Annotated in this window: 19 protein-coding genes; 10 read left to right on the forward strand and 9 right to left on the reverse strand. The window is 71.9% G+C overall.

Translation table 11 applies throughout. From position 1 onward, the window contains the following. Positions 1–218 precede the first annotated feature (218 nt). From CDN99_RS20820 to CDN99_RS20845, 6 genes are all read right to left on the reverse strand, one after another. Complete coding sequence (locus CDN99_RS20820) at positions 219–1,742, reverse strand: glycoside hydrolase family 10-like protein (protein WP_088386823.1); 1,524 nt, start codon at positions 1,740–1,742, stop codon at positions 219–221. A 33-nt stretch (positions 1,743–1,775) separates the two neighbouring features. Then, positions 1,776–2,927 carry an acyltransferase family protein gene (locus tag CDN99_RS20825; protein WP_238139629.1) on the reverse strand — a complete coding sequence of 384 codons (1,152 nt, stop codon included), beginning with the start codon at positions 2,925–2,927 and terminating at the stop codon, positions 1,776–1,778. Continuing rightward, positions 2,924–4,216, reverse strand: coding sequence for an MFS transporter (locus CDN99_RS20830; RefSeq protein WP_088386824.1), 1,293 nt, complete (start codon positions 4,214–4,216; stop codon positions 2,924–2,926). Before CDN99_RS20830 ends, CDN99_RS20825 begins: the two co-directional genes overlap by 4 nt. Positions 4,217–4,221: 5 nt before the next feature. Continuing rightward, positions 4,222–4,584 (reverse strand): transposase, encoded by a 363-nt coding sequence (locus CDN99_RS20835; protein ID WP_088386825.1) that lies wholly within the window; start codon positions 4,582–4,584, stop codon positions 4,222–4,224. Positions 4,585–4,618: 34 nt separating this feature from the next. Further along, positions 4,619–5,503, reverse strand: coding sequence for an N-acetylmuramic acid 6-phosphate etherase (locus CDN99_RS20840; protein ID WP_088386913.1), 885 nt, complete (start codon positions 5,501–5,503; stop codon positions 4,619–4,621). Between the two features lie 333 nt (positions 5,504–5,836). Continuing rightward, positions 5,837–7,234 carry a hypothetical protein gene (locus tag CDN99_RS20845; protein ID WP_088386826.1) on the reverse strand — a complete coding sequence of 466 codons (1,398 nt, stop codon included), beginning with the start codon at positions 7,232–7,234 and terminating at the stop codon, positions 5,837–5,839. Between the two features lie 152 nt (positions 7,235–7,386). Here CDN99_RS20845 and CDN99_RS20850 point away from each other — a divergent pair, with 152 nt between their 5' ends. Next, on the forward strand, positions 7,387–8,550 hold the full coding sequence (locus CDN99_RS20850; protein ID WP_088386827.1) for a phospholipase A: 1,164 nt from the start codon (positions 7,387–7,389) through the stop codon (positions 8,548–8,550). A gap of 210 nt (positions 8,551–8,760) precedes the next feature. After that, a complete protein-coding gene (locus CDN99_RS20855) occupies positions 8,761–9,024 on the forward strand; it encodes a hypothetical protein (protein ID WP_088386828.1) in 264 nt (87 codons plus the stop codon). Here CDN99_RS20855 and CDN99_RS20860 read toward each other — a convergent pair. Further along, positions 9,005–9,376 carry a glyoxalase superfamily protein gene (locus CDN99_RS20860; protein WP_088386829.1) on the reverse strand — a complete coding sequence of 124 codons (372 nt, stop codon included), beginning with the start codon at positions 9,374–9,376 and terminating at the stop codon, positions 9,005–9,007. The genes CDN99_RS20855 and CDN99_RS20860 overlap by 20 nt on opposite strands. Before the next feature lie 264 nt (positions 9,377–9,640). Here CDN99_RS20860 and CDN99_RS20865 point away from each other — a divergent pair, with 264 nt between their 5' ends. Continuing rightward, on the forward strand, positions 9,641–10,987 hold the full coding sequence (locus CDN99_RS20865) for an MATE family efflux transporter (protein WP_088386830.1): 1,347 nt from the start codon (positions 9,641–9,643) through the stop codon (positions 10,985–10,987). A 16-nt stretch (positions 10,988–11,003) separates the two neighbouring features. Here CDN99_RS20865 and CDN99_RS29770 read toward each other — a convergent pair whose 3' ends face one another. Together CDN99_RS29770 and CDN99_RS20875 are read right to left on the reverse strand one after the other, a co-directional pair. Next, complete coding sequence (locus CDN99_RS29770) at positions 11,004–11,402, reverse strand: Abi family protein (protein WP_088386831.1); 399 nt, start codon at positions 11,400–11,402, stop codon at positions 11,004–11,006. Positions 11,403–11,547: 145 nt separating this feature from the next. After that, complete coding sequence (locus CDN99_RS20875) at positions 11,548–12,237, reverse strand: cistern family PEP-CTERM protein (RefSeq protein WP_141100898.1); 690 nt, start codon at positions 12,235–12,237, stop codon at positions 11,548–11,550. 188 nt (positions 12,238–12,425) lie between these two features. Between CDN99_RS20875 and CDN99_RS20880 the strand changes: the two genes are divergently transcribed. The 7 genes from CDN99_RS20880 to CDN99_RS20910 all read left to right on the forward strand — a co-directional run bounded on the left by CDN99_RS20880 (position 12,426) and on the right by CDN99_RS20910 (position 20,708). Further along, a complete protein-coding gene (locus CDN99_RS20880; protein ID WP_088386833.1) occupies positions 12,426–13,388 on the forward strand; it encodes an ABC transporter permease in 963 nt (320 codons plus the stop codon). Beyond that, positions 13,385–14,194, forward strand: coding sequence for an ABC transporter permease (locus CDN99_RS20885; RefSeq protein WP_088386834.1), 810 nt, complete (start codon positions 13,385–13,387; stop codon positions 14,192–14,194). Before CDN99_RS20880 ends, CDN99_RS20885 begins: the two co-directional genes overlap by 4 nt. Then, a complete protein-coding gene (locus CDN99_RS20890) occupies positions 14,191–15,171 on the forward strand; it encodes an ABC transporter ATP-binding protein (protein WP_088386835.1) in 981 nt (326 codons plus the stop codon). Before CDN99_RS20885 ends, CDN99_RS20890 begins: the two co-directional genes overlap by 4 nt. Next, the gene (locus tag CDN99_RS20895) at positions 15,168–15,914 is read left to right on the forward strand and encodes an ABC transporter ATP-binding protein (RefSeq protein ID WP_088386836.1); all 747 of its coding nucleotides are present in this window, start codon (positions 15,168–15,170) and stop codon (positions 15,912–15,914) included. The genes CDN99_RS20890 and CDN99_RS20895 overlap by 4 nt, the downstream gene beginning before the upstream one ends. An 8-nt stretch (positions 15,915–15,922) precedes the next feature. After that, on the forward strand, positions 15,923–17,428 hold the full coding sequence (locus CDN99_RS20900) for an ABC transporter substrate-binding protein (protein ID WP_088386914.1): 1,506 nt from the start codon (positions 15,923–15,925) through the stop codon (positions 17,426–17,428). Between the two features lie 216 nt (positions 17,429–17,644). Beyond that, positions 17,645–18,268: a response regulator gene (locus CDN99_RS20905; protein ID WP_088386837.1), complete on the forward strand. Its 624-nt coding sequence runs from the start codon at positions 17,645–17,647 to the stop codon at positions 18,266–18,268. A gap of 16 nt (positions 18,269–18,284) precedes the next feature. Continuing rightward, entirely contained in the window at positions 18,285–20,708 is a 2,424-nt protein-coding gene (locus CDN99_RS20910; RefSeq protein WP_088386838.1) for a penicillin acylase family protein, read from the forward strand. Positions 20,709–20,719: the final 11 nt, after the last annotated feature.

Genomic DNA, 20,719 nt, shown 5'->3' on the forward strand with positions numbered 1-20,719 from the left:
CGTGCTGCGCGAAAGCAACACGCGGCGGAAACATGGCGAAAAGCGCCCACTTCCCGGCCGACGCCACGGTGCTGGCCGGGCGTCGAATTGGGGTTTTCCAGGGGGATCGTTGAACGCACCGAGCGACCGTCGGCGTTGCGTGGAATCGACAGAAACCGACCGCCGCGAAGCGCCGCCCGCGCCCGCGGACCCATCCCCGGGCCGTCATCGAGGCAGGCTCAGACGACGAAGGCGCCGCGCGGTCCTTCCTGATTCAGCCCGTTGACCGCGCTGGCGCTGAGGAGCCATCCCGGCTCGAGTCGGCCGAGGCGCCCGTCGGGCGGCACCACATCGAACACCCACGGCGACCCGGGCTGGTGCGCCGCGCGCTTCCATAGCGCGAAGCACCGGGCGGGTGCGCCGAGCTGCGTGGTCAGCAGCAGGCCGCCGTCCGGCTCCCGCTCCAACCGCACCGGCCCGCAGGCAGGGCCGCTGAGCCAGGGCGTCTCGGGCGGCAATGACGGCTGGATGTAAGCGCCGGCTCGCAAGGTACTCGCGATGCCCCGGCGATTCTTCAGCAGGGCGATCATGCTGAAGTGCAGATGTCCGCCGGTGGCGGACGGCGTCCGCATCAGGTCGATCTGGGCTGGGATCTCGTCGACCGGCCAGCCGTCCGCCTCGTTCGCAGCCTTGCTGGTGAACAGCCCGGGCCAGACATGGCGCCCCTGCGGATTGAGCGACTGCCAGGCCCGCAGCAGCGGCTCGAACGCCTGCGCCTGCGGCGCGCGCTGCCAGTAGAGCTGCGGCGCCAGGTAGTCCAGCCAGCCCATCGCCAGCCAGTGCTCCACGTGCGCGTACAGCTTGTCGTACTGCGAGAAGCCCGTGATGCCCGCCGGTCGCAGATCCGGACGCGGCAGCCCGAACGGGCTGATGCCGACGCGCGCGGCGGGCCGCAGTTCGCGGACCACGTCGTACAGGCGCCGTACCAGTTGATCGACGTTGTCCCGCCGCCAGTCGGCCCGCGCCAGCGTGCCGCCTTGGCGCAGGTAACGCTGCCAGCTCGGATCGTCGGGGAAGTCGATGTCCTGCTTGGCCGCGTCCTGGACCGGATACGGGTAGAAGTAATCGTCGATGTGCAGGCCGTCGACCTCGTAGCGGGTCAGCAGGTCGCGGCAGACGGCGAGCGTGTGCTCGGCGGCGCCCGGTTCGCCCGGATCGATCCAGAGCTGGTCGCCATAACGCTTGACCCAGTCCGGACGCGTGCGGCTCAGGTGCAGCGCCGACGGCGCCGACCGGGCGCCGCTCTGCCGCGCCCGGTACGGGTTCAGCCAGGCGTGCAGCTCGATGCCGCGCGCGTGCGCCTCGGCGATCCACACGGCCAGCGGGTCGTAGCCCGGCCCCTGGCCCTGGACGCCGGACAGGTACTCGCTCCAGGGCTCCAGCTCGGAGCGGTACAGCGCGTCCGCGCTGGTGCGCACTTGAAGCACGATGGCGTTCAGCCGCAGCGCGCGGGCGTTGTCCAGGATCGCGCGGATCTCGGCGATCTGGGCGTCGTCGCTCAAGCCCTTGCGGCTCGGCCAATCGATGTTGGCGACGGTGGCGACCCAGGCGGCGCGGAACTCGCGCGGCGCCGGTGGCGGCTGGTCCGGACCGGCGGCGGCGGGCAGCGCCGGGACTTCCTCGGGCTTGCGCCACATCGAGCAGCCGGGCAATCCCAGCACGGGCGCGGCCAGGGCCGCGGTCATCAGCAGTCGTCGTTGCATCGAAGGCTCACTGGCGGGCGCCGCGGGCCCCGCTCACACTTTCACGATCCAGCCGCGCCGCCACATGGCCCACGCGATGCCGTAGAACACCGCCACGAAGCCGGCGGCGAACAGCAGCGACGCGAGGCGCGGGTCCACCGGCAGCGCGCGCAGCGGCGCGTACAGCCAGGCCTTGAGCGTCACGCCCTCGGCCATGTGGATCAGCCCGAGCAGCCGGGCCACCAGGCCCGACAGCGCGAACAGGAACAGCGCGTTCATGCCGAACACCACCAGCGGCCGCAGGCGACGCCCCATCGCGTCGCGCATCCGCGGCAGCGGCGCGGCATCGAGCAGCCAGTAGAACACGCCGAACACGAGTGCTCCCCAGCCGGTGCAGAGGAAAACGTAGGCGGGCGTCCAGAGATTCTTGTTGATCGGCAGGGTCCAGGCGTCGAGCACCTGCGCGATCCACAGGCAGAGCAGCCCGGCGACCATGAACCATGTCGCCTTCTCCGCCGGATCGCGGCCACGCAGCGCCAGCCAGCGGCCGGCCAGCAGCCCCGCGATCTGGCTGGCCACGGCCGGCAGCGTGCCGAGCAGGCCCTCCGGGTCCCAGGTCTTGCTGCGCACCCACAGGTGGCCGCCGAGCAGCGCCCGGTCCAGCCAGGCGCCGACGTCCTCGCCCGGCTGCAACGAGCCGCGATGCCAGATGCCTTGCGCGTCGGGCACGGCCACCAGCGTCTGCACCAGGCCGTAGACGATCAACAGGCCGGCGAACCAGGCCAACTGGGCCCGCCAGCCACACCACAGCGCGATCGGCGCGGCCAGGATCGTGATCAGCCCGAGCCGCTGCAGCACGCCGGGGATGCGGACGGTGTCGACGTGGAAATAGGGGAACAGGTTGAGCAGCAGCCCGATCGCGATGATGGTCGCGCCGCGCCGCCAGGTGCGCAGCAGCACGGCGCCGCGGTCCGACGCCCGGCCGCGGCGGGCCAGGCTGAAGCTCATCGAGATCCCGCTGATGAAGACGAAGAACGGGAAGATCCAGTCGGTGAAGGTCCAGCCGTGCCAGGCGGCGTGCTCCAGCGGCGCGTACAGCGCGGACCAGTCGCCCGGGTTGTTGACCAGCAGCATGGCCGCGATCGCGAAGCCGCGGAACGCGTCCAGCGACAGCAGCCGGCCGTCGCCGGCGCGCGCGGTGCTCACCGGCGTGTCTCCGTGGCGGCGTCCTTGCGGCCGAAGCCCTCGGGCACCTTGATCAGCGCGGTCATGACCAGCGACGGCACCGTCGCCACCAGCACCCAGCCGAAGAAGTGGACGTAGCCGAGCTGGTCCTGCAGCCAGCCGCTCCACATGCCGGGCAGCATCATGCCCAGCGCCATGAAGCCGGTGCAGATCGCGTAATGCGCGGTCTTGTGCGGGCCGTCGGCGACCAGGATCATGTACATCAGGTAGGCCGTGAAGCCCAGGCCGTAGCCGAACTGCTCGATCGCCAGCGCGCCGCTGACGATCCACAGGCTGCCCGGATGCGTCCAGGCCATCGCGAGGAACACGACGTTGGGCAGGTGCATCGCCAGCACCAGCGGCCACAGCGCCTTCTTCAAGCCGACGCGCGAGATGATCCAGCCCCCCAGCAGCCCGCCCAGCGTCAGCGCCGTCAGGCCGATGGTGCCGTAGGCCAGGCCGACTTCCTTGTTGGTCAGCGCCAGGCCGCCGGCCTCCAGCTTGTCGAGCAGGAACGGCGTGGCCAGCTTCAGCAACTGGGCTTCGGGGAAGCGGTACAGCAGCAGGAAGCCCAGGATCACCGCGAGGCCGGGCTTGCGGAAGAACGCCGCGAAGATGTGGAAGAAGGTGCGCCAGTGGCGTTCGCCGCTGGGCACGGGACCGTCGCTGTCGGGCCGCGGCAGGCGCCACAGGTGATACGCGGCCAGCAGCAGGAAAACACCGGCCAGCACCGCCATCACGCCCTGCCACGCCAGCGCCCAACTGCCGCCGCGCTCGTGCAGCTCGCCCGCCAGCCAGACCAGGCCGCCCTGTCCGCCGATGTTGGCCAGCCGGTAGAAGGTGGAGCGCACGCCGACGAAGGCGGCCTGCTCATGCTTCTCCAGCGCCAGCAGATAGAAGCCATCGGCGGCGATGTCGTGCGAGGCCGAGGCGAACGCCATCAGCCAGAGCACCGCCAGCGACAGCTGGAAGAACTTCGACGCCGGCAGCGTCAGCGCGACCATCGCCAGCGCCGCGCCGATCGCGAACTGCAGCGCGACGATCCACAGCCGCTTCGTGCCCATCAGCTCGACCAGCGGGGACCACAGCGGCTTGATCACCCAGGGCAGGTAGAGCCAGCTGGTGTAGAGCGCGATGTCGGTGTTCGAGATCTCCAGGTTCTTGTACATGATGACCGACAGCGTCATCACGACCACGTACGGAATGCCCTGGGCGAAGTACAGCGAGGGGACCCAGCCCCACGGGCTGCGAGTATCTGGAGCGGCGTGCATGAAGCTCAGTGTCGGTGCAAACGGGGCAGTGGCAGCATCGGGGAATGCAGCGCTTGCGTCCGCGGCGGCACCATCGGCTGCGGAGACGGTGGTGGCGACACGCCGTCGCGCAGCAACTGGCGGCGATGCCGACGCGCCTCCTCGGCCTGGGCGCGGGTCTGCTCCATGCGTGCGGGCGTGATGTCGGCGCCGGGCTGCTCGGCCCCGACCGGGCGACCTTCCAGCCCGGCGCGGATCCAGTTGCGCAGCGTCTGCTCGGGCAACCCGAGCGCGCGCGCGGTCGCGCACGGGCCGTGCTCCCGCGCGCGCCGGACGGCGTCTTGCTTGAAGTCCAGCGTGTACTCGCGTCGGGGCAGGCCGCGCATCATGTCCGGGCTTTCGGCGGGTAGGCGGGGCGGCCGATCAGCGCCCGGCCAGCGCGCGCCGCACGCTGCCGTCGTGGCGGCCCAGCAGCGCCAGCGCGGACGGCGCGTCGAGCTGCTTCAGCAGCATGACGACGGCCGTCTTGACGCTGAAGTCGCAACGGCCCAGCGCCTCGCGGGCGGTCGCCTCGTCGACGCCGGCGGCGCGCATCGTCAGCGCCACCGCGCGGCGCACCAGCTTGGCGTTGGTGGCCTTCATGTCCACCATCAGGTTGCCGTAGACCTTGTTGAGCCGGACCATCAACGCGCTGGAGAAACTGTTCAGCGCGATCTTCTGCGCCGTGCCGGCCTTCAGCCGGGTGCTGCCGGAGATGATCTCGTTGCCGGTGTCCAGCAGGATCGGGTGCTCGCTCGCGGCCAGCACCGCGGCGCCGGGGTTGTTGGCCACGCCGATCGTCAGGCAGGCCGCCGTGCGGCCGGCCGCCAGCGCGCCCAGCACGTAGGGCGTGTGGCCGGATGCGGCGATGCCGATCAGCACGTCGTCGGGGCCGGGCTGCAGGACCTCGATGTCCCGGCGGCCCTGGTGCTCGTCGTCCTCGGCGCCCTCGACGGCGACGAACATCGCGCCTTCGCCGCCGGCCAGCACCGCCACCGCGCGCTCGCGCGGCCAGGAGAAGGTCGGGACCAGCTCGACGCTGTCCAGCACGCCGAGCCGGCCCGACGTGCCCGCGCCCGCGTACAGCAGCCTGCCGCCCGCGGCGATGCGCGGCAGCGCGGCGTCCACCGCGGCGGCCAGGGCCGGGGCCGCCGCGCGCACCGCCTCGACGGCGGCCCGCTGGTCGTCGACCAGCGCCTGCATCAGCCGGGCGCTGTCGTACAGGTCCAGGTCGGGGTGTTGCAGACTGGGCGTCTCGGTATTGAGGATGTTGAGCATGTCGCGAGGCCGGGACGGAAGCGGGGCGGAGAGGGCGGAGGATCAGCCCGGACCGCGACGGGCCCCAGGCTGCGGCCTACTCTAGTGGTCCCATAGTGGTGTCGCCAATGAAAGGCATCGGGAGCGCCATAACCGGCGGTAATCGCCCGATGGCCCGAACGGCGCCGCGCGGCACGCCAACAGGGACCCGGAGCACGGGCGCCGCGGAGCGGCGGGGTGCCTGCCCGCCTGCCGGACGCCTCGGCGGGGCCGGGCGGGCGACGAGGGACTGGCCTGCGCGGTCATCGTGATCGCGCCGTGCGGATTCAGCGTCGGCTCAGCGGCTCAGCGGCTGGCGGTCGGCGAGGTCCGCGCCTCGACGTCGAGCACCGCGCCGATGACTTCGGCCAGCGCGACCGGCGTCGGGCCCGCGTCCAGCTCGACCAGCACCATGTAGCCGCGATCGCGGCCCTGCGCCGTGAAGGCCTGCAGCAGCGCGATCTGATCGCTGTGCGCCATCGTGCCGTTGGGGGCCCAGTACTCCATCGCCACCAGGCAGCCGTCGGACGGCGTGCCGGGATAGAAGCGGTTGCCGGCGTAATAGCGCGGGTCGATGGTGCTGCCGTGCATCAGCATCTCGTCGCGCCCGGCGCGGCCGGCCAGCCAGGCTTCCTGCAGCGGCGCGTAGTCGCGCCAGGAGGCGGGCAGCAGCGCGCGGTAGCGGTCGAGCGTCCAGGGCGGCTCGTACGGGCCGGGGGCGCGTTGCTCGTATTCGGCGACGCTGGCTTCGCCCGGCACCTTGGTGTGGAGGTAAGGCGTCGGCCCGATCCAGATGTTGGTCGCCGCGCGGCCGGCGCCCTGGATGGTGAACAGCCCCTGCGGCGTGTTGCCCAGCGTGATCGTGCCGGGCAGGCCGCTGCTGGACAGCGCCAGTTGCTCGATGTTGAAGAGCCCGCCGTCGGGCCGGCGCACGAAGCGGCCGTCGGCCTGCCGCACCAGCGCCAGGCCCATCTGCTGCCGACCCGGACGCTGGAAGCTGAACACCACCGGGTAGCCCGGCCGCACCGCCAGCAGGTCGGCCAGCGGTGGGCGCGCCGGTTGCGCCACGCCTTGCGCGGCGGCGACCGCCAGGGCCAGGGCCTGCAGGCGCGGCTCGCCGCGATCACGCTGCGCGAGCTGGGACTGGATCAGCGCCAGGTCCGCCGGCTGACGCGTCTGCATCAGGGCGTAGGCGGCGATGGCGAACTCGCGCGGCGTCGCCAGCCGGGGCAGCAGGTCGCGCAGCAGCGGCGCGGCGTCGGCCGCATACAGCGTGTAGGCGGCCGTCAGCAGCGGACGCTGGATCTCGGTCGGCTGACGGTCCAGCGCCGGCAGCGAAGCGAGCAGGGCGGGGCGGGCGATGTCGATGTCGGTCCGGTAGTGGGCGACCAGCCGCAGCGCCCGCGCCAGCTCGCCCAGCGCGGCGGCATCCTGCGGCGCGCTCGCCGCGCCGGTGACGGCGGACCGGATCTTCGCGCGGTCCTGGGTCAGGCGGTCCTGAGCCTCGGTCGAGCTGCCCACCGTCGACCGGAACTGCGCCGGTCGCAGCGCCTGCAACGCCGCCGGGCTGAACGGTCCGCCGGGCGAGGGGGCGGGCGCCGGCGCGGTCGTCGGCAGTTGGGAGCAGGCGGCCAGCAGCAAGGCGGACAGGGCCACGCCCAGGCGGCGCGGCCCGGGTGCTTCGAGGGGAGCGATCGGCAACATGCGGGCGATTCTAGGGACGCCGCGCATGGCACCCGCGGCCTGCTCGGCCTTGTCGGACCCGCGCCGCGGCGGAGGGCGGGCACGCCGTTTGCACTCGAAGCCCTTCGCGCGAGCGCGGGGTGGTCCGGGCCGGCGGCAGAGGGAGTTCTTACATGAAGTCGATCCGAGGGATGTCTCCGGCCGTGGCGACGGTCGCGGTGGCCGCTGCCGCCGCTCTCGCCTGGCCCGGGACGGCGCGCGCGCAGATGGCCGTGACGCCGGGCGAGTCGCCGGCCGCGCGGGCGGACTGCATCGGCATCGCCGACGCGGGGGCACGTCTTGCCTGCTACGACCGCCTGCACGGTCGCGCGCCGGAGGCGGCGCCGCCGTCGGCCGCGGTCCGGATGCCAGTGCAGGCCGTGCCCGCGGCGCTGCCGGTCGCCGCCGCGGCCAGCTCGCCACGCGCCGACGATCCCTGCTCGCGCCTGCCCGAAGCGTCGGGCAGCGCGCGCAACTACCTCGGCTCGACCTTGTCCGAACGCTGGGAGCTGTCCTGCCGGGACCAGATGCCGCGCTTCCTGCCGCGCCCCTACAAGCCGGTCTACCTGCTGCCGGTGTCTTGGGCGTCACGCACCAACCATGCCTTGCTGGAGTCCGAGACGCCCGACAACGGCGTCGTCAGCGCGCTGGACCTGGACAAGAACGAGGCCAAGTTCCAGGTCAGCCTGAAGTCCAAGATCTGGGCCCTGGACGATCACGGCACGCTGTCGGCCTGGGGCGCGTACACGCAGAGCTCGCGCTGGCAGGTCTACAACGGTCGCGAGTCGCGGCCGTTCCGCGAGACCAACTACGAGCCCGAGCTGATCCTGACCCACGGCACCGACATCGCGCTGCCCTTCGGCTGGAAGGCCAGCATGGTTGGCCTGAGCTTCAACCACCAGTCCAACGGCCGCGCGGCGCCGCTGTCGCGCAGCTGGAATCGCGCGATCGCCGAGCTGAGCCTGGAACGCGACGAAACCACGGTCAGCTTCCGGCCCTGGTGGCGCATCCTCAACACGGGCAGCGACGACAACCCCGGCATCCAGGACTACATCGGCCGCGGCGAGCTGCTGGTGACGCAGAAGATCGGTCGCAACGTGCTGGCGCTGACGGCGCGCCACAGCCTGCGCGGCGGCGACCGCTCGCGCGGATCCGCGCAGCTGGAGTGGGCGTTCCCGATCGGCGGCGGACTGCACGGCTACCTGCAGCTCTTCAGCGGTTATGGGGAGAGCCTCATCGACTACAACTTCCGCGAGTCCCGCATCGGCGTGGGCGTGTCGGTGGTCGAGTGGCGATGAGCGGGGCCGCGCTCCCTTCCGGATCCATCCCTGATTCATCCTTCATCCGCGCTTGATGGGGGCTTGATGGGCGCTTCACCGGCGCTTGACGCGTCGCCCCGGGCCGCGAGGCCGGCCGCGCGTGTCGGCGGGCGGCGATTCGATGAATATGGCGCATCCGGGCGGGGCGACCCCATCGCCTTGCGCGGGCGCCTCGACTAGGCTGCGCGGATGGCCGGGTTCATCGATACATGCGTGATCTGGGTGGTGGGATACCGCCTGGATGGGCGCGACCGTCAGTGGGTGCGCGCGCTGCCGCCTTCGGAAGAGGCACCGGTGCGCGCGCTGCTGCTGGAGGAGCTCGACGAGCTCTATGGCGACCGCGCGGAGCTGGACGTGCTGCGCCATGCCAGCGACGAGGAGCGCCGCGCCTTCCTGGCCGGCGGCCAGCCGTTCTGCCCGGTCGCCGCGCCGGTCAGTCCAGGGACTCGTTGAGCCGCAGGCGGTTGCCGAACGGGTCGATCAGCTGCAGCATCTTGGCGTTCCAGGGCATGTGCTCGATGCCGGGCCGCAGGTAGCGATAGTGCTTGGCGGACAACTCGGCATGCAGCGCCTCGACATCCTGGACCTGGACCAGCACCACCGATCCGGGCGTCGAATCGCCGTGGTGCTCGCTCAGGTGCAGCACCCAGTCGCCCCGCGAGATCTGCATGTAGAGCGGCGCGGTGTCGTCGAAGCGGTGTTCCCAGTCGACCTCGAAGCCGAGGTAGTCGAGGTAGAACTCGCGGGCCTTGGCGATGTCGAAGATGCGCAGGATCGGGATCGACTGCTGGACGGTGAAGGTCATGGCCGGGGCTCCGGATGAGGGGAACGACGGGGACAACGACGCCAGAACGATGCGGCGATCGCGCCAGTCTAGCGGTCGGGTGGCGAGGCGTTTTGGCGTGCCGGGTGGTGCCGGCGCGACAGATCCGCGCCGCTGCATCCGCCGACGCCGTCGCTTCGACGGTTTCATCGCGGTTACGGCCCCTGGCGCGCGGGGGCCACGAGAGAATCCCGCGCGTCGCCCCGCCGCGCTCGCGGAGCGACCCTCGCCACCTGCCGCCGCCTCATGTCGTCTCCCTCCCCCCGCCTGTTCTCCCTGGCCTGGCCGCTGTTTCTGGAGCTCTGCCTGGGCATCGCCATCGGCGTGATCGGCACGATCCTGGCGGCGCGGATCTCCGATCCCGCCGGCGCCGCCTTCGCGCTGGCGAATCAGCTGGCGGCCACGCTCTTCATCCTGTTCCGCATCATCGGCGCCGGCATCAGCGTGGTGATCACGCAGGCGCTGGGCGGCGGCCGGCGCGCGGTGGCGGACGCGACGGCCAGGGCCGCGCTCGGCGCCAGCAGCTGGCTGGGCGGCGTCACGGCGCTGCTGGCGTTGGTCTTCGCCGGCCCGCTGCTGCGCCTGATGAATGCACCGGAGGAGGTGCTGCCGCTGTCCCAGCCGTTCCTGATGGCGCTGGCGCCCGCGATGATGCTGGACGCCTGGAACGCCTCGATGGCGAGCGTGATGCGCGCGCATCTGCGCAGCCGTGACACGCTGATGGTGCTGGTGGTGATGCAGGTCGCGCAATTGCTGCTGGCGGTGCTGCTGATGCCGCTGTTGGGGCTGCCCGGTTTCGCGGTGGCGCTGGCGATCAGCCGGGGCCTGGGCCTGGGGCTGCACGTGTGGTTGTGGCGTGCCCGGCTCGGCCTGCGGCGGAAGGCATCGGACTGGTGGCGCCTGCCGCGGGTCGAGCTGGCGGCGGTGCTGCACATCGGCCTGCCGGGCGCGGCGGAGAACATCGCCTACCGGCTGGCCTACATGGTGAGCATCGCGGTGGCGGGTCACCTGGGCGCGTCGGCGTTGGCGGCGCACAGCTACACCTCGCAGCTGATGTACTTCGTGCTGCTGCCGGGCCTGGCGACCGGCTTCGCGGCGGAGATCGTCGTGGGCCACCTGATCGGCGCGGGGCAACTGCACGAGGCGCATCGCCTGGTGCGCAGGGCGCTGGCGCGCGGGTTGTTGATCAGCGTCGCCGTCGCCGCGGCGGCCGCTGCGGCGTCCCCCTGGCTGCTGACGATGTTCACCCAGGACCGCGCCATCCTGGCCAGCGCCGTCGTGCTGATGTGGATCACCGTGATCCTGGAGCCGGGCCGCACCTTCAACCTGGTCGTCATCAACGCGCTGCGCGCGGCGGGCGACGCGAAGTACCCGGTGATGGTCGGCGCGGGATCGATGCTGGTGGTGCTGGCGGGCGGCAGCTGGCTGCTGGGCGAGGTGCTCGGGCTGGGCCTGGTCGGCCTGTGGATCGCCTACGCGGCGGACGAGTGGATCCGCGGCCTGCTGATGTGGCGCCGCTGGGCCCGACTGGGCTGGGTGCCGCAGGCGAGGGCGGTGCATCGGCGGTTGAGGCGGGCGTCGCGGATCGCCTGAGGCGAGCGGCTGCCCTTCAATCGCGCCAGAGCGGCAGTGTTTCCCAATCACTCGGGAAACCTGCGGCGTGAATCGACAGCGTCGGTGTCCGTGGGAAGGAGGACATCAACGCCTTCAGTTGGCGGTGCCAGTCGAGTTCACTCGCAATGGCCCGGAGCAGCGTCCGCATGCAACACAGTACGCCGAACAAGCGCTTCCTGGCATGCTCATCAACGTGCAGGAAGGCCAGATCCCCGCTTGCCGCGAGAGGCGGAAGCAACGGTGCTCGGGTATTCGTTCGATTCCAGAGTCGGGCGTGATGGGCCGCTCGATTTCTCGTCACATTGAATGCGTGCATCCACGATGTGAGGACAGCCGGATGATTCACGCCGAGCTGTGCCGCCGCGGACGGAGCGTCCGATGCGCACGAGCGGATCCATCGGTGCGCCGATCCTGTCCTGGGAGGATGACAGGCGAAGCCGGCCGCTCACGGACTGCCAGGCGCATGGCGCGCCGGCCATGGCGCATCGCCGGCCGGCGCGCCCGCGCGCGCAGCCGGGTCCCGCGGGCCGGGAGGCCGATCAGGCGCGCCGCGCGGACGGCGTGCGCCGGGTCAGGCCGGCCGCGAGCGCGCCGATGGCGATCAGCGCCAGAACGTTGGGCTCCGGCACGGTGGTCCCGCCGGTCGTGGCGCCGCCGCAGCCGTCCTGCCCCTGGATGCAGCCGGCGAACTCGAACGATTGGCCGGTTCTGCCCACGTCCTGGAACTTGATGCCGTAGGGGCTGGCGAAGGTGATGCCCTGCAGGAAGTTGCCGCTGGTGGTCAGCAGGAGGTTGAAGCTGGCCGAAGCGCCTTCACCCAGGCCGTCGTTGATGTTGCCGCCGGAGCAGTTGTTGCTGTCCCAGATGCACAGGTCCACTTTCTGGAAGCTGGGCAGCGTGGCGTTGATGCCGGCGCTCCAGGCGGGGGAACTGGTCGACGCGCCGGTCAGCGTGGGCGTCACCGTGTCGATGCCGAAAGACATCAACGTGTTGCCGCCCGCGCCGGACGAGCTGTTGGTGACGACGGTGGCGAAGGTCGCGGACGTGGCCGTCCAGCTGGTGAGGGTGAACTTGACGGTGGCGTTCAGGGTGGCGCCGTCCTGGCTGGCGCTGAACAGGAGCGTGTCGCTCTGGTTCAGCGCCGAGAACACGACGGGGCTGGCGCCGGCCTGCGCGGCGAAGGCGCAGGTAGCCGCGGCGACGGCGGCCCAACGGATCATTGGCTTCATGATCAATCCTTCTTCGGATGATGCACGTGGCTATGGACTCCCTGCCCACCCCGCACGCATGAATCGAGCCATGCTGGTAAACCCTTGATTCGCAACGAAATCTGATAAATGCGGCAATGGATGTGTAAAAAACGGCGACACCGGCGGGCCGGTTCGGCGCCGAGGCGCCCCCCTATGATCCGGCCGCGATGACCTACCTCCTCAAGCGCCTGGGCGTGCTGCTGTTGACGCTGCTGGCCGCGTCGGCGCTGATCTTCGGCGCGCTCGACTGGCTGCCCGGCAACGCCGCCCAATTGATCATGGGACCCGAGGCGCCTCCCGAAGCCGTCGATGCGCTCGCCCGCCAGCTGGGCCTGGACCAACCGGCATGGCATCGCTATCTGGACTGGCTCGCGGGCCTGGCGCGCGGCGACCTCGGCCTGTCCTATTCCTATGGCGCGCCGGTCGCCGATCTGCTGCGCGAGCGCCTCGCGCTCACCTTGCCGCTCGCGTTGCTGGCCATGGCGTTGACCGTCGTGCTGGCGCTGGCTGCGGGCTGGTGGGCCGCGAGCCACCAGGGCCGCGTCGGCGATCACCTCGTGATGGGCCTGACGCAGCTCGGGCTGGCGGTGCCCAGCTTCTGGCTGGGCATGTTGCTGGTGATGGCCTTCGCGGTGAAGCTGCGGTGGGTCGACGCCGGCGGTTTCCCCGGCTGGAGCGAGGACCTCGGCGGCGGGGTGTGGCCCGGCCTGCGCGCGCTGCTGCTGCCCGCCATCGCGCTGGCGCTGGTGCAGGCCGCGATCCTGGCGCGCATCGCGCGCTCGGCGCTGCTCGACATCGCCCGCGAGGACTTCATGCGCAGCGCCCGCGCCAAGGGCCTGAGCCGCCGCGCGGCGCTCTGGCGCCACGGGCTGCGCCATGCCGCGATCCCGTTGCTGACGCTCGGCGGGCTGCAGTTCGCCAACCTGCTGGCCGGCACCATCGTCATCGAGAACGTCTTCACGCTGCCCGGCCTCGGCCGCCTGATGGCGCAGGCGATCGCCAACCGCGACCTGATCGTCGTGCGCAACGGCGTGATGCTGCTCGCCGCGCTGGTGCTGCTGATCAACTTCGCCGTGGACCTGCTGCACGGCTGGATCGACCCGCGCCTGCGCGCGCGGACCGAGGCATGAAGCGCGCCGCCTTCGTCCTGGGCGCCGCGCTGACGGTCCTGCTGCTGCTGGTCGCGCTGCTGTCGCTGGCCTGGACGCCGTGGCCGCCGGAGCAGATCGACATGGCGCGGCGGCTCGCGCCCGCCAGCGGCGCGCATTGGCTGGGCTGCGACCAGCTCGGCCGCGACGTGTTGAGTCGCCTGATGGCCGGGGCGCGCAGCGCCTGGCTGGTGGGCGTGGTGGCGGTCGGGCTCGGGCTGATCGGCGGCACCGCGCTGGGCCTGCTGGCCGCCGCGCGTCGCGGCTGGGTCGAGGCGCTGATCCTGCGCGGCGCGGACCTGGGCTACGCCTTCCCCGCGTTGCTGCTGGCGATCCTGCTGGCCGCGGCGCTGGGGCCCGGCATGACCATCGCGATGGTGGCCATCGGCCTGCACGCGGTGCCGTCCTTCGCACGGCTGGTCAACGGCAGCGCGAAGAGCTGGTGGACGCGGGACTTCGTACTCGCCGCGCGCGTCGCCGGCCGGGGCAAGGTGGCGATCACCCTGCGCCACGTGCTGCCGCAGTTGCTGCCGCTGCTGATCGTGCAGGGCACGACCAGCTTCGCGCTGGCGATCCTGGCGGAGGCCGGGCTCTCCTACCTCGGCCTGGGCACGCAGCCGCCGCAAGCCAGCTGGGGCCGCTTGCTGGCCGAGGCGCAGACGCTGATGTTCGAGGCCCCCCAGCTCGCCATCGCGCCCGGCGTCGCGATCACGCTGGCGGTGCTGGGCCTGAACCTGCTCGGGGATGGTCTGCGCGACCGGCTCGATCCGAAGGAGCAGCCGCGATGAGCGCCACCGCCACCGGCCGCGCGGCGGCCCCCCCGCTGCTGGAGGTCCGCGACCTGCAGGTGTGGCTGCCCGGGCGGGGCGGTGCGCGGCTGCACGCGCTGCGTGGGCTCGACCTGACCGTCGAGCGTGGCGAGCGCCTCGCGCTGATCGGCGAATCCGGCAGCGGCAAGACGCTGACGGCGCTGGCGATCATGGGCCTGTTGCCCGAGGGCGCCGAGGTCCGCGGCCATGTGGCGCTCGACGGCCGCGCGCTGCTGACGCTCGATGAAGACGGCTGGTGCGGGCTGCGGGGCCGTCGTGTCGCGATGGTGTTCCAGGAACCGCTCACGGCGCTCAATCCGCTGCAGCGCGTGGTGGCCCAGGTGATGGAGCCGATCCGGCTGCATGGCCTGGCGCCGGACCGCGACGCGGCCAGGGCGCGCGCGATGGCATTGCTGGACCGGGTGGGGCTGGACGAGCGCCAGGCGAGCGCCTATCCGCATGAACTGTCGGGCGGTCAGCGCCAGCGCGCGCTGATCGCGATGGCGCTCGCGGCGGCGCCCGACCTGTTGATCGCCGACGAGCCCACCACCGCGCTCGACGCGCGGCTGCGCGTGCAGGTGCTGGACCTGCTGCGCGAGCTGGTCGCCGAGCGCGGCATGGGGTTGCTGCTCATCTCCCACGACCTGGCGCTGACCGCGCGTCGCGTGGACCGCATCGCGATCCTCTACGGCGGCCGGGTGATGGAGCAGGGCGCGGCATCGGCGCTGCTCGACCATCCGCGGCACCCGTACACGCAGGCGCTGTGGGCGGCGCGACCGAGGCTGGGCGGCGGGCGCGACCAGACGCTGCATCCGCTCAGGGGCAACGTGCCGGCGCTGGCGCAGCTCGGCGACGGCTGCCCGTTCTCGTCGCGCTGTCCGCTGGCGACCGCGCGCTGCGCCGTCGATCCGCCATCCTTCGACGGCCGTCTCGCCTGCTGGGAGGTGGCGTCATGACCGCGCCCTTGCTGGAGGTCCGCGGCCTGGGCCAGCGGTATGGCGGGCGCCAGGTCCTGCGCGACATCGCCTTCACGCTGCCGGCGGGCGAATCGCTGGGCGTGATCGGCGAGTCCGGCGCGGGCAAGAGCACGCTCGCGCGTTTGCTGATGGCGCTGGAGCGCCCGCGGGACGGCCGGGTGCTCTGGTCCGGCGAGGATGTCAACGCCCTGCCGGCAGCGGCCCGGCGTGCGTTGCGGTCGCGGGTGCAGATGGTGTTCCAGGATCCCTACGGGTCGCTGGATCCGCGTTGGCGCGTGGGCCGCAGCGTGATGGAGCCGTTGGCGTCGCGCGCGATGACCGAGGCGCAACGCCTCGCGCGGGTGGCGGAGGTGCTGATCGCGGTCGGGCTGGAGCCTGACGCCGCGCTGCGTTTCCCGCATCAGTTCTCCGGCGGCCAGCGCCAGCGGCTGGCGATCGCGCGGGCGCTGTCGACGCAGCCCCGGCTGATCGTCGCGGACGAGCCGCTGTCGGCGCTGGACGTGTCGGTGCAGGCGCAGATCCTCGAACTGCTGCGCGACCTGCAGCGGCGCGAGCGCATCAGCCTGGTGCTGGTGAGCCACGACCTGGCCGCCGTCGAGGTGCTGTGCGATCACGCGCTGGTGCTGCGCGGCGGCGAGGCCGTCGAGCAGGGCACGGCCGCGCAGGTGCTGGGCGAACCGCGACATCCGTACACACGGGATCTGCTGGCCGCTTTGGCATGATCCGCGCCATGGACCGACGCCGATTCAACAGCCTGACCCTGGGCGCCGCGAGCACCGCGCTCGGCGCCGCGATGAGCCTGCCCGCCCGGGCCCAGGGCAACGCCGCCCGGGCGCTGGTGCTGGGCATGACGCTGGAGCCGCCGGGCCTGGACCCGACCGCCGGCGCCGCCGCCGCGATCGGCGAGGTGGTGCTCTACAACGTGCTGGAGCCGTTGACCAGGATCGCCGAGGACGGCACCGCGCGGCCGATGCTGGCGCTGAGCTGGCGTGTCTCGCCCGACCAGCGGACCTGGACCTTCGTGTTGCGGCCCAACGTCCGCTTCCACAACGGCGCGGCGTTCGATGCGGCCGCGGTGCGGTTCAGCTTCGAGCGCGCGGGCGCGGCGGACAGCGTCAACAAGGATCGTCGCGTCTTCGAGAACTTCGCCGCGATCGCCACGCCCGATCCGATGACCGTCGTGCTGACGCTGAAGGTGCCGGAGCCGGCGCTGCCCGAGCTGCTCGGCCAGTCGACCGCGGTGATCGTCGAGCCGAAAAGCGCCGCAGGCAACGCGCAAAGCCCGGTCGGCACCGGCCCGTACCGCGTCGCCCAGTGGCAGCGTGGCGCCAGCCTGACGCTGGCCGCCTGGCCCGGCTTCCGCGACGCGGCGGCGATCCGCATCCCGCGCGCGCAGTTCCGCTTCATCGGCGAGCCCGCCGCGCAGGTGGCGGCGCTGCTGGCGGGGGATGTCGACGTCTTCCCGCGTGTCGCCGCCGCCCGCGCGCTGTCGCAGTTCAAGGCGCAGCCCGGGCGTTTCCAGGTCATCTCCGCGTCGTCGCGGGCCAAGACGATCCTGGCGATCAACCATCAGCGCGCGCCGCTCGGCGACGTGCGCGTGCGCCGCGCCATCGCGATGGCCATCGACCGCAAGGCGGTCATCCAGGCCAGCGCCGACGGCTACGGCGTGCCCATCGGCAGCTTCGTCACGCCGGACACGCCCGGCTATGTCGACTGCACCGCGATCAACGCCTACGACCCGGCCGCGGCCAAGGCGTTGCTGGCGCAGGCCGGGGCGACCGGCCTGCGCCTGTCGTTGAAGCTGCCGCCAGTGCCCTATGCGCGCCAGGGCGGCGAACTGATCGCGGCGCAGTTGGCCGCTGTCGGCATCGCCGTCAGGATCGAGAACATCGAGTGGGCACAGTGGCTCTCCAGCGTCTACGGCAACAAGGCCTACGACCTGACGCTGATCTCGCACGTGGAGCCCTACGACTTCGGCAACTTCGCCCGGCCCGGCTACTACTGGGGCTATCGCAGCACCGCGTTCAACGCGCTGTACGAGCGCATGCTGGCCAGCGCCGATCCGGCGCAACGCGCCCGGCTGTTCGCCGACGCGCAGCGGCTCGTGGCGCAGGACGCGGTCGCCGCGTTCCTGTACCAGCCGCAATGGATCACCGTGGCGCGCGCCGGCCTGAAGGGCTTGTGGACACGCACCCCGCTGTTCGTGAACGACCTGTCGGCATTGAGCTGGACCTGAGCCGGAACAGAACAGGAACAAGGCGGCCCGGCCCGGCCCGGTCGCGGCGCGTGGGAACGAAGGCCGCGCCGTGGCGCGCCAACGTCAACGGCGGCCTGAACGTCGTTTGCTCGTCGGGCGTCATGCACCGGCCATCAAGTGAGAGGGCTTTTCCTCTACAGTGGCTCCCCCGGGCGGTGTAGCGTGCCCGGTCCGGAGGAGGAGTCGGAGTGCCGCATGCCGTTTGATTTGCCCGAGACCCTGCAGCCGTTTCTGCTGCCCCTGCTGATCGCCGTCCCGCTGGCCATCGTGATCATCATCATCACGGTGCGCCGCGGCGACCATCGCGACGTCGGCGTGCCGCCGCCCGCGCCCCGGCCGATGTCCGGCCCGGAGCGGGCGCCGTCGGCCGCCGAGTCGCGCACGCCCCCGGTGCCGGCCGCGCCCGTTCCCCCCGTCGCGGCGCCCGCGCCGGCGGAGCGTCTACCCATCCTGGTGGTGGACGACTCCGCCGTCGTGCGCGCCAAGCTGCTGAAGCTGTTCAGCGAGGCCGGCCATGCGGTGGTCGCCGCGCGCGACGGCGTCGAGGCGCTGGAGCTGCTGGGCCAGACCCGCTTCGGCGTGCTGGTCACCGACCTGGAGATGCCCAACATGGACGGCTTCGGGCTGATCAAGGCGGTGCAGGGCGCGCTGGAGACCGAGGACATGCCCATCATCGCCATCAGCGGCCACGAGGAACTGCACGCCCGGCTGCACCAGATCCAGGGCCTGTACGGCATGTTCCAGAAGCCCTGGAACGATCGCGAGCTGCTCAAGCGCGTCGAGGCGCTCGCCCAACTGCGGCAACCGGCCCGCTCATGACCCCCGGGACGCTGCCATGAGCGTCGGCCGCTGGCTCAAGCGCGGCGCGATCGCGTTGACGGTGCTGGTCGCGCTGGGCGCGGCCGGCCTGACCTGGCATGTGCGGGCCAAGCTGCCGCAGCGCGATGGCGAGCTGCGGCTCGCCGGCCTGAGCGCTCCGGTGCAGGTCCTCTACGACGAATGGGGCGTGCCCCACATCGACGCCCGCAACGAGGCCGACCTCTACCGCGCGCTGGGCTACCTGCATGCGCAGGACCGGCTGTTCCAGATGGAGATGCTGCGGCGCCTGGCCCGCGGCGAACTGGCCGAGGTGCTCGGCCCCAAGCTGGTGGAGACCGACCGCCTGTTCCGCACCCTCGGCATCCGCGAGCGGGCCGACACGCTGGCCGCGCAGGCGGCCGCTGCCGCGGCCCAGGCCGACGCCCAAGCCGGTTCGCAGGGGGCGGCCTACCGCGCGCTGCAGGCCTACCTCGACGGCGTCAACCAGTACCAGGCGACGCGTCCGGCGCCGCTGGAGTTCGAGATCCTCGGCATCCCCAAGCGGCCGTTCACCCCCGCCGACACGCTCAGCGTGGCCGGCTACCTGGCCTACAGCTTCGCCGCCGCGTTCCGCACCGAGCCGGCGCTGACGGCCATCCGCGACCAGCTCGGTCCCGACTACCTGCGCATCTTCGACCTCGACTGGAAGCCGCAGGGTGTGCTGGAGCCGCAGGCGCTGAACAGCCTGGGCAAGGCCGCGCCCCTGCTGCTGCGGCTGGCCGCCGCCGGGGACCGCGCCGCGGAGCTGGCCGGGCTGCCGCAGTTCGAGGGCAGCAATGCCTGGGTGGTCTCGGGCACGCGCACCGCCAGCGGCAAGCCGCTGCTGGCCGGTGATCCGCACATCGCGTACTCGGCGCCCGCCGTCTGGTGGGAGGCCCACCTGCGCACGCCGCAGTTCGAGCTCTACGGCCATCACCTCGCGCTCAATCCGATGGCGCTGCTGGGACACAACCAGCGCTTCGGGTGGAGCCTGACGATGTTCCAGAACGACGACGTCGACCTGATCGCCGAGAAGATCAACCCGGCCAATCCGAACGAGGTCTGGGTCCACGACCGCTGGGTGCCGATGACGGCGCGGCAGGAGGTCCTCAAGGTCAAGGGCCAGCCGGACCAGATCCTGACGCTGCGCCGCTCGCCCCACGGGCCGATCATCAACGACGCCGTCCCGGGCGACCGGGGCGAGCGTCCGATCGCGCTGTGGTGGGCCTTCCTGGAGACCGAGAACCCGGTGCTCGACGCGTTCTATCAGCTGGGCCGCGCCGACACGCTGGACAAGGCGCGCGAGGCGGCCAGCCTGATCCACGCGCCGGGTCTGAACATCGTCTGGGCCAATGCCGCGGGCGACATCGGCTGGTGGGCGGCCGCCAAACTGCCGATCCGGCCCGAGGGCGTGAACCCGACCTTCATCCTCGACGGCGCGACGGCGGAGGCCGACAAGCTCGGCTTCCTGCCGTTCTCCGCCAATCCGCAGGAGGAGAACCCGGCGCGCGGCTACATCGTGTCGGCCAACTTCCAGCCGCATTCGACGACGCCGGTGCCCGGTTACTACAACCTGCCGGAGCGGGGACGTCGCCTCGACGGGCTGCTCAACCAGGGCAAGCGCTGGGACACGCAGAACAGCCAGGCGCTGCAGCTCGACGTGCAGACCGACTACGGCCCGCGCGTGCTGCGGCCGCTGGTCCCGCTGCTGCGCGGCGCGGCGTCGGTGGAGGAGCAGCCGCTGGTGGAGGCGCTGGTGCGCTGGAACGGCGCGTATCGCGCCGATGCGCTGGCGCCGGTGCTGTTCCAGCAATTCACCGCCGAGCTGTTGCGCGCCGCGATGAAGGACGAACTCGGCGAGGCGCAGTTCGAGAACCTGCGCCGCACCCGCGCGCTCGACCAGGCGCTGCCTCGGCTGACGGCCGACGCGGACTCGCCCTGGTGGGACAACCGCTCGACGCCGCAGCGCGAGACCCAGGCCGACATCGTGCGGCAGGCGTGGAAGTCCGCGCTGGCCCATCTGCAGCGGACGATGGGACCCGATAGCGCGCAGTGGCGCTGGGACAAGGTGCACACGCTGACCCACGAGCATCCGCTCGGCAAGCAGAAACCGCTGGACCGGATCTTCAACGTCGGCCCCTTCCCGGTGCCCGGCGGTCACGAGGTGCCCAACAACCTCGCGCAGCGCAACGGCGACGGGCCGTGGCCGGTGACCTACGGGCCATCGACGCGCCGCCTGATCGACTTCGCGAAGCCGCAGGAGGCGCTGGGCGTCAATCCGGTCGGGCAGAGCGGCGTCTGGCCCGATCCGCATTACGACGATCAGGCCCCGCTGCTCGCGAAGGGGCAGTACCGGCGCGAGTGGCTGACGGAGGCCGACGTGCAGGCGCATGCGCGCGGGCACCTGGTGCTGAAGCCATGACGGTGGGGCGG

The sequence above is a fragment of the Roseateles aquatilis genome, assembly GCF_002205645.1.
In the GTDB taxonomy this organism is placed as follows: Bacteria; Pseudomonadota; Gammaproteobacteria; order Burkholderiales; family Burkholderiaceae_C; genus Roseateles; species Roseateles aquatilis.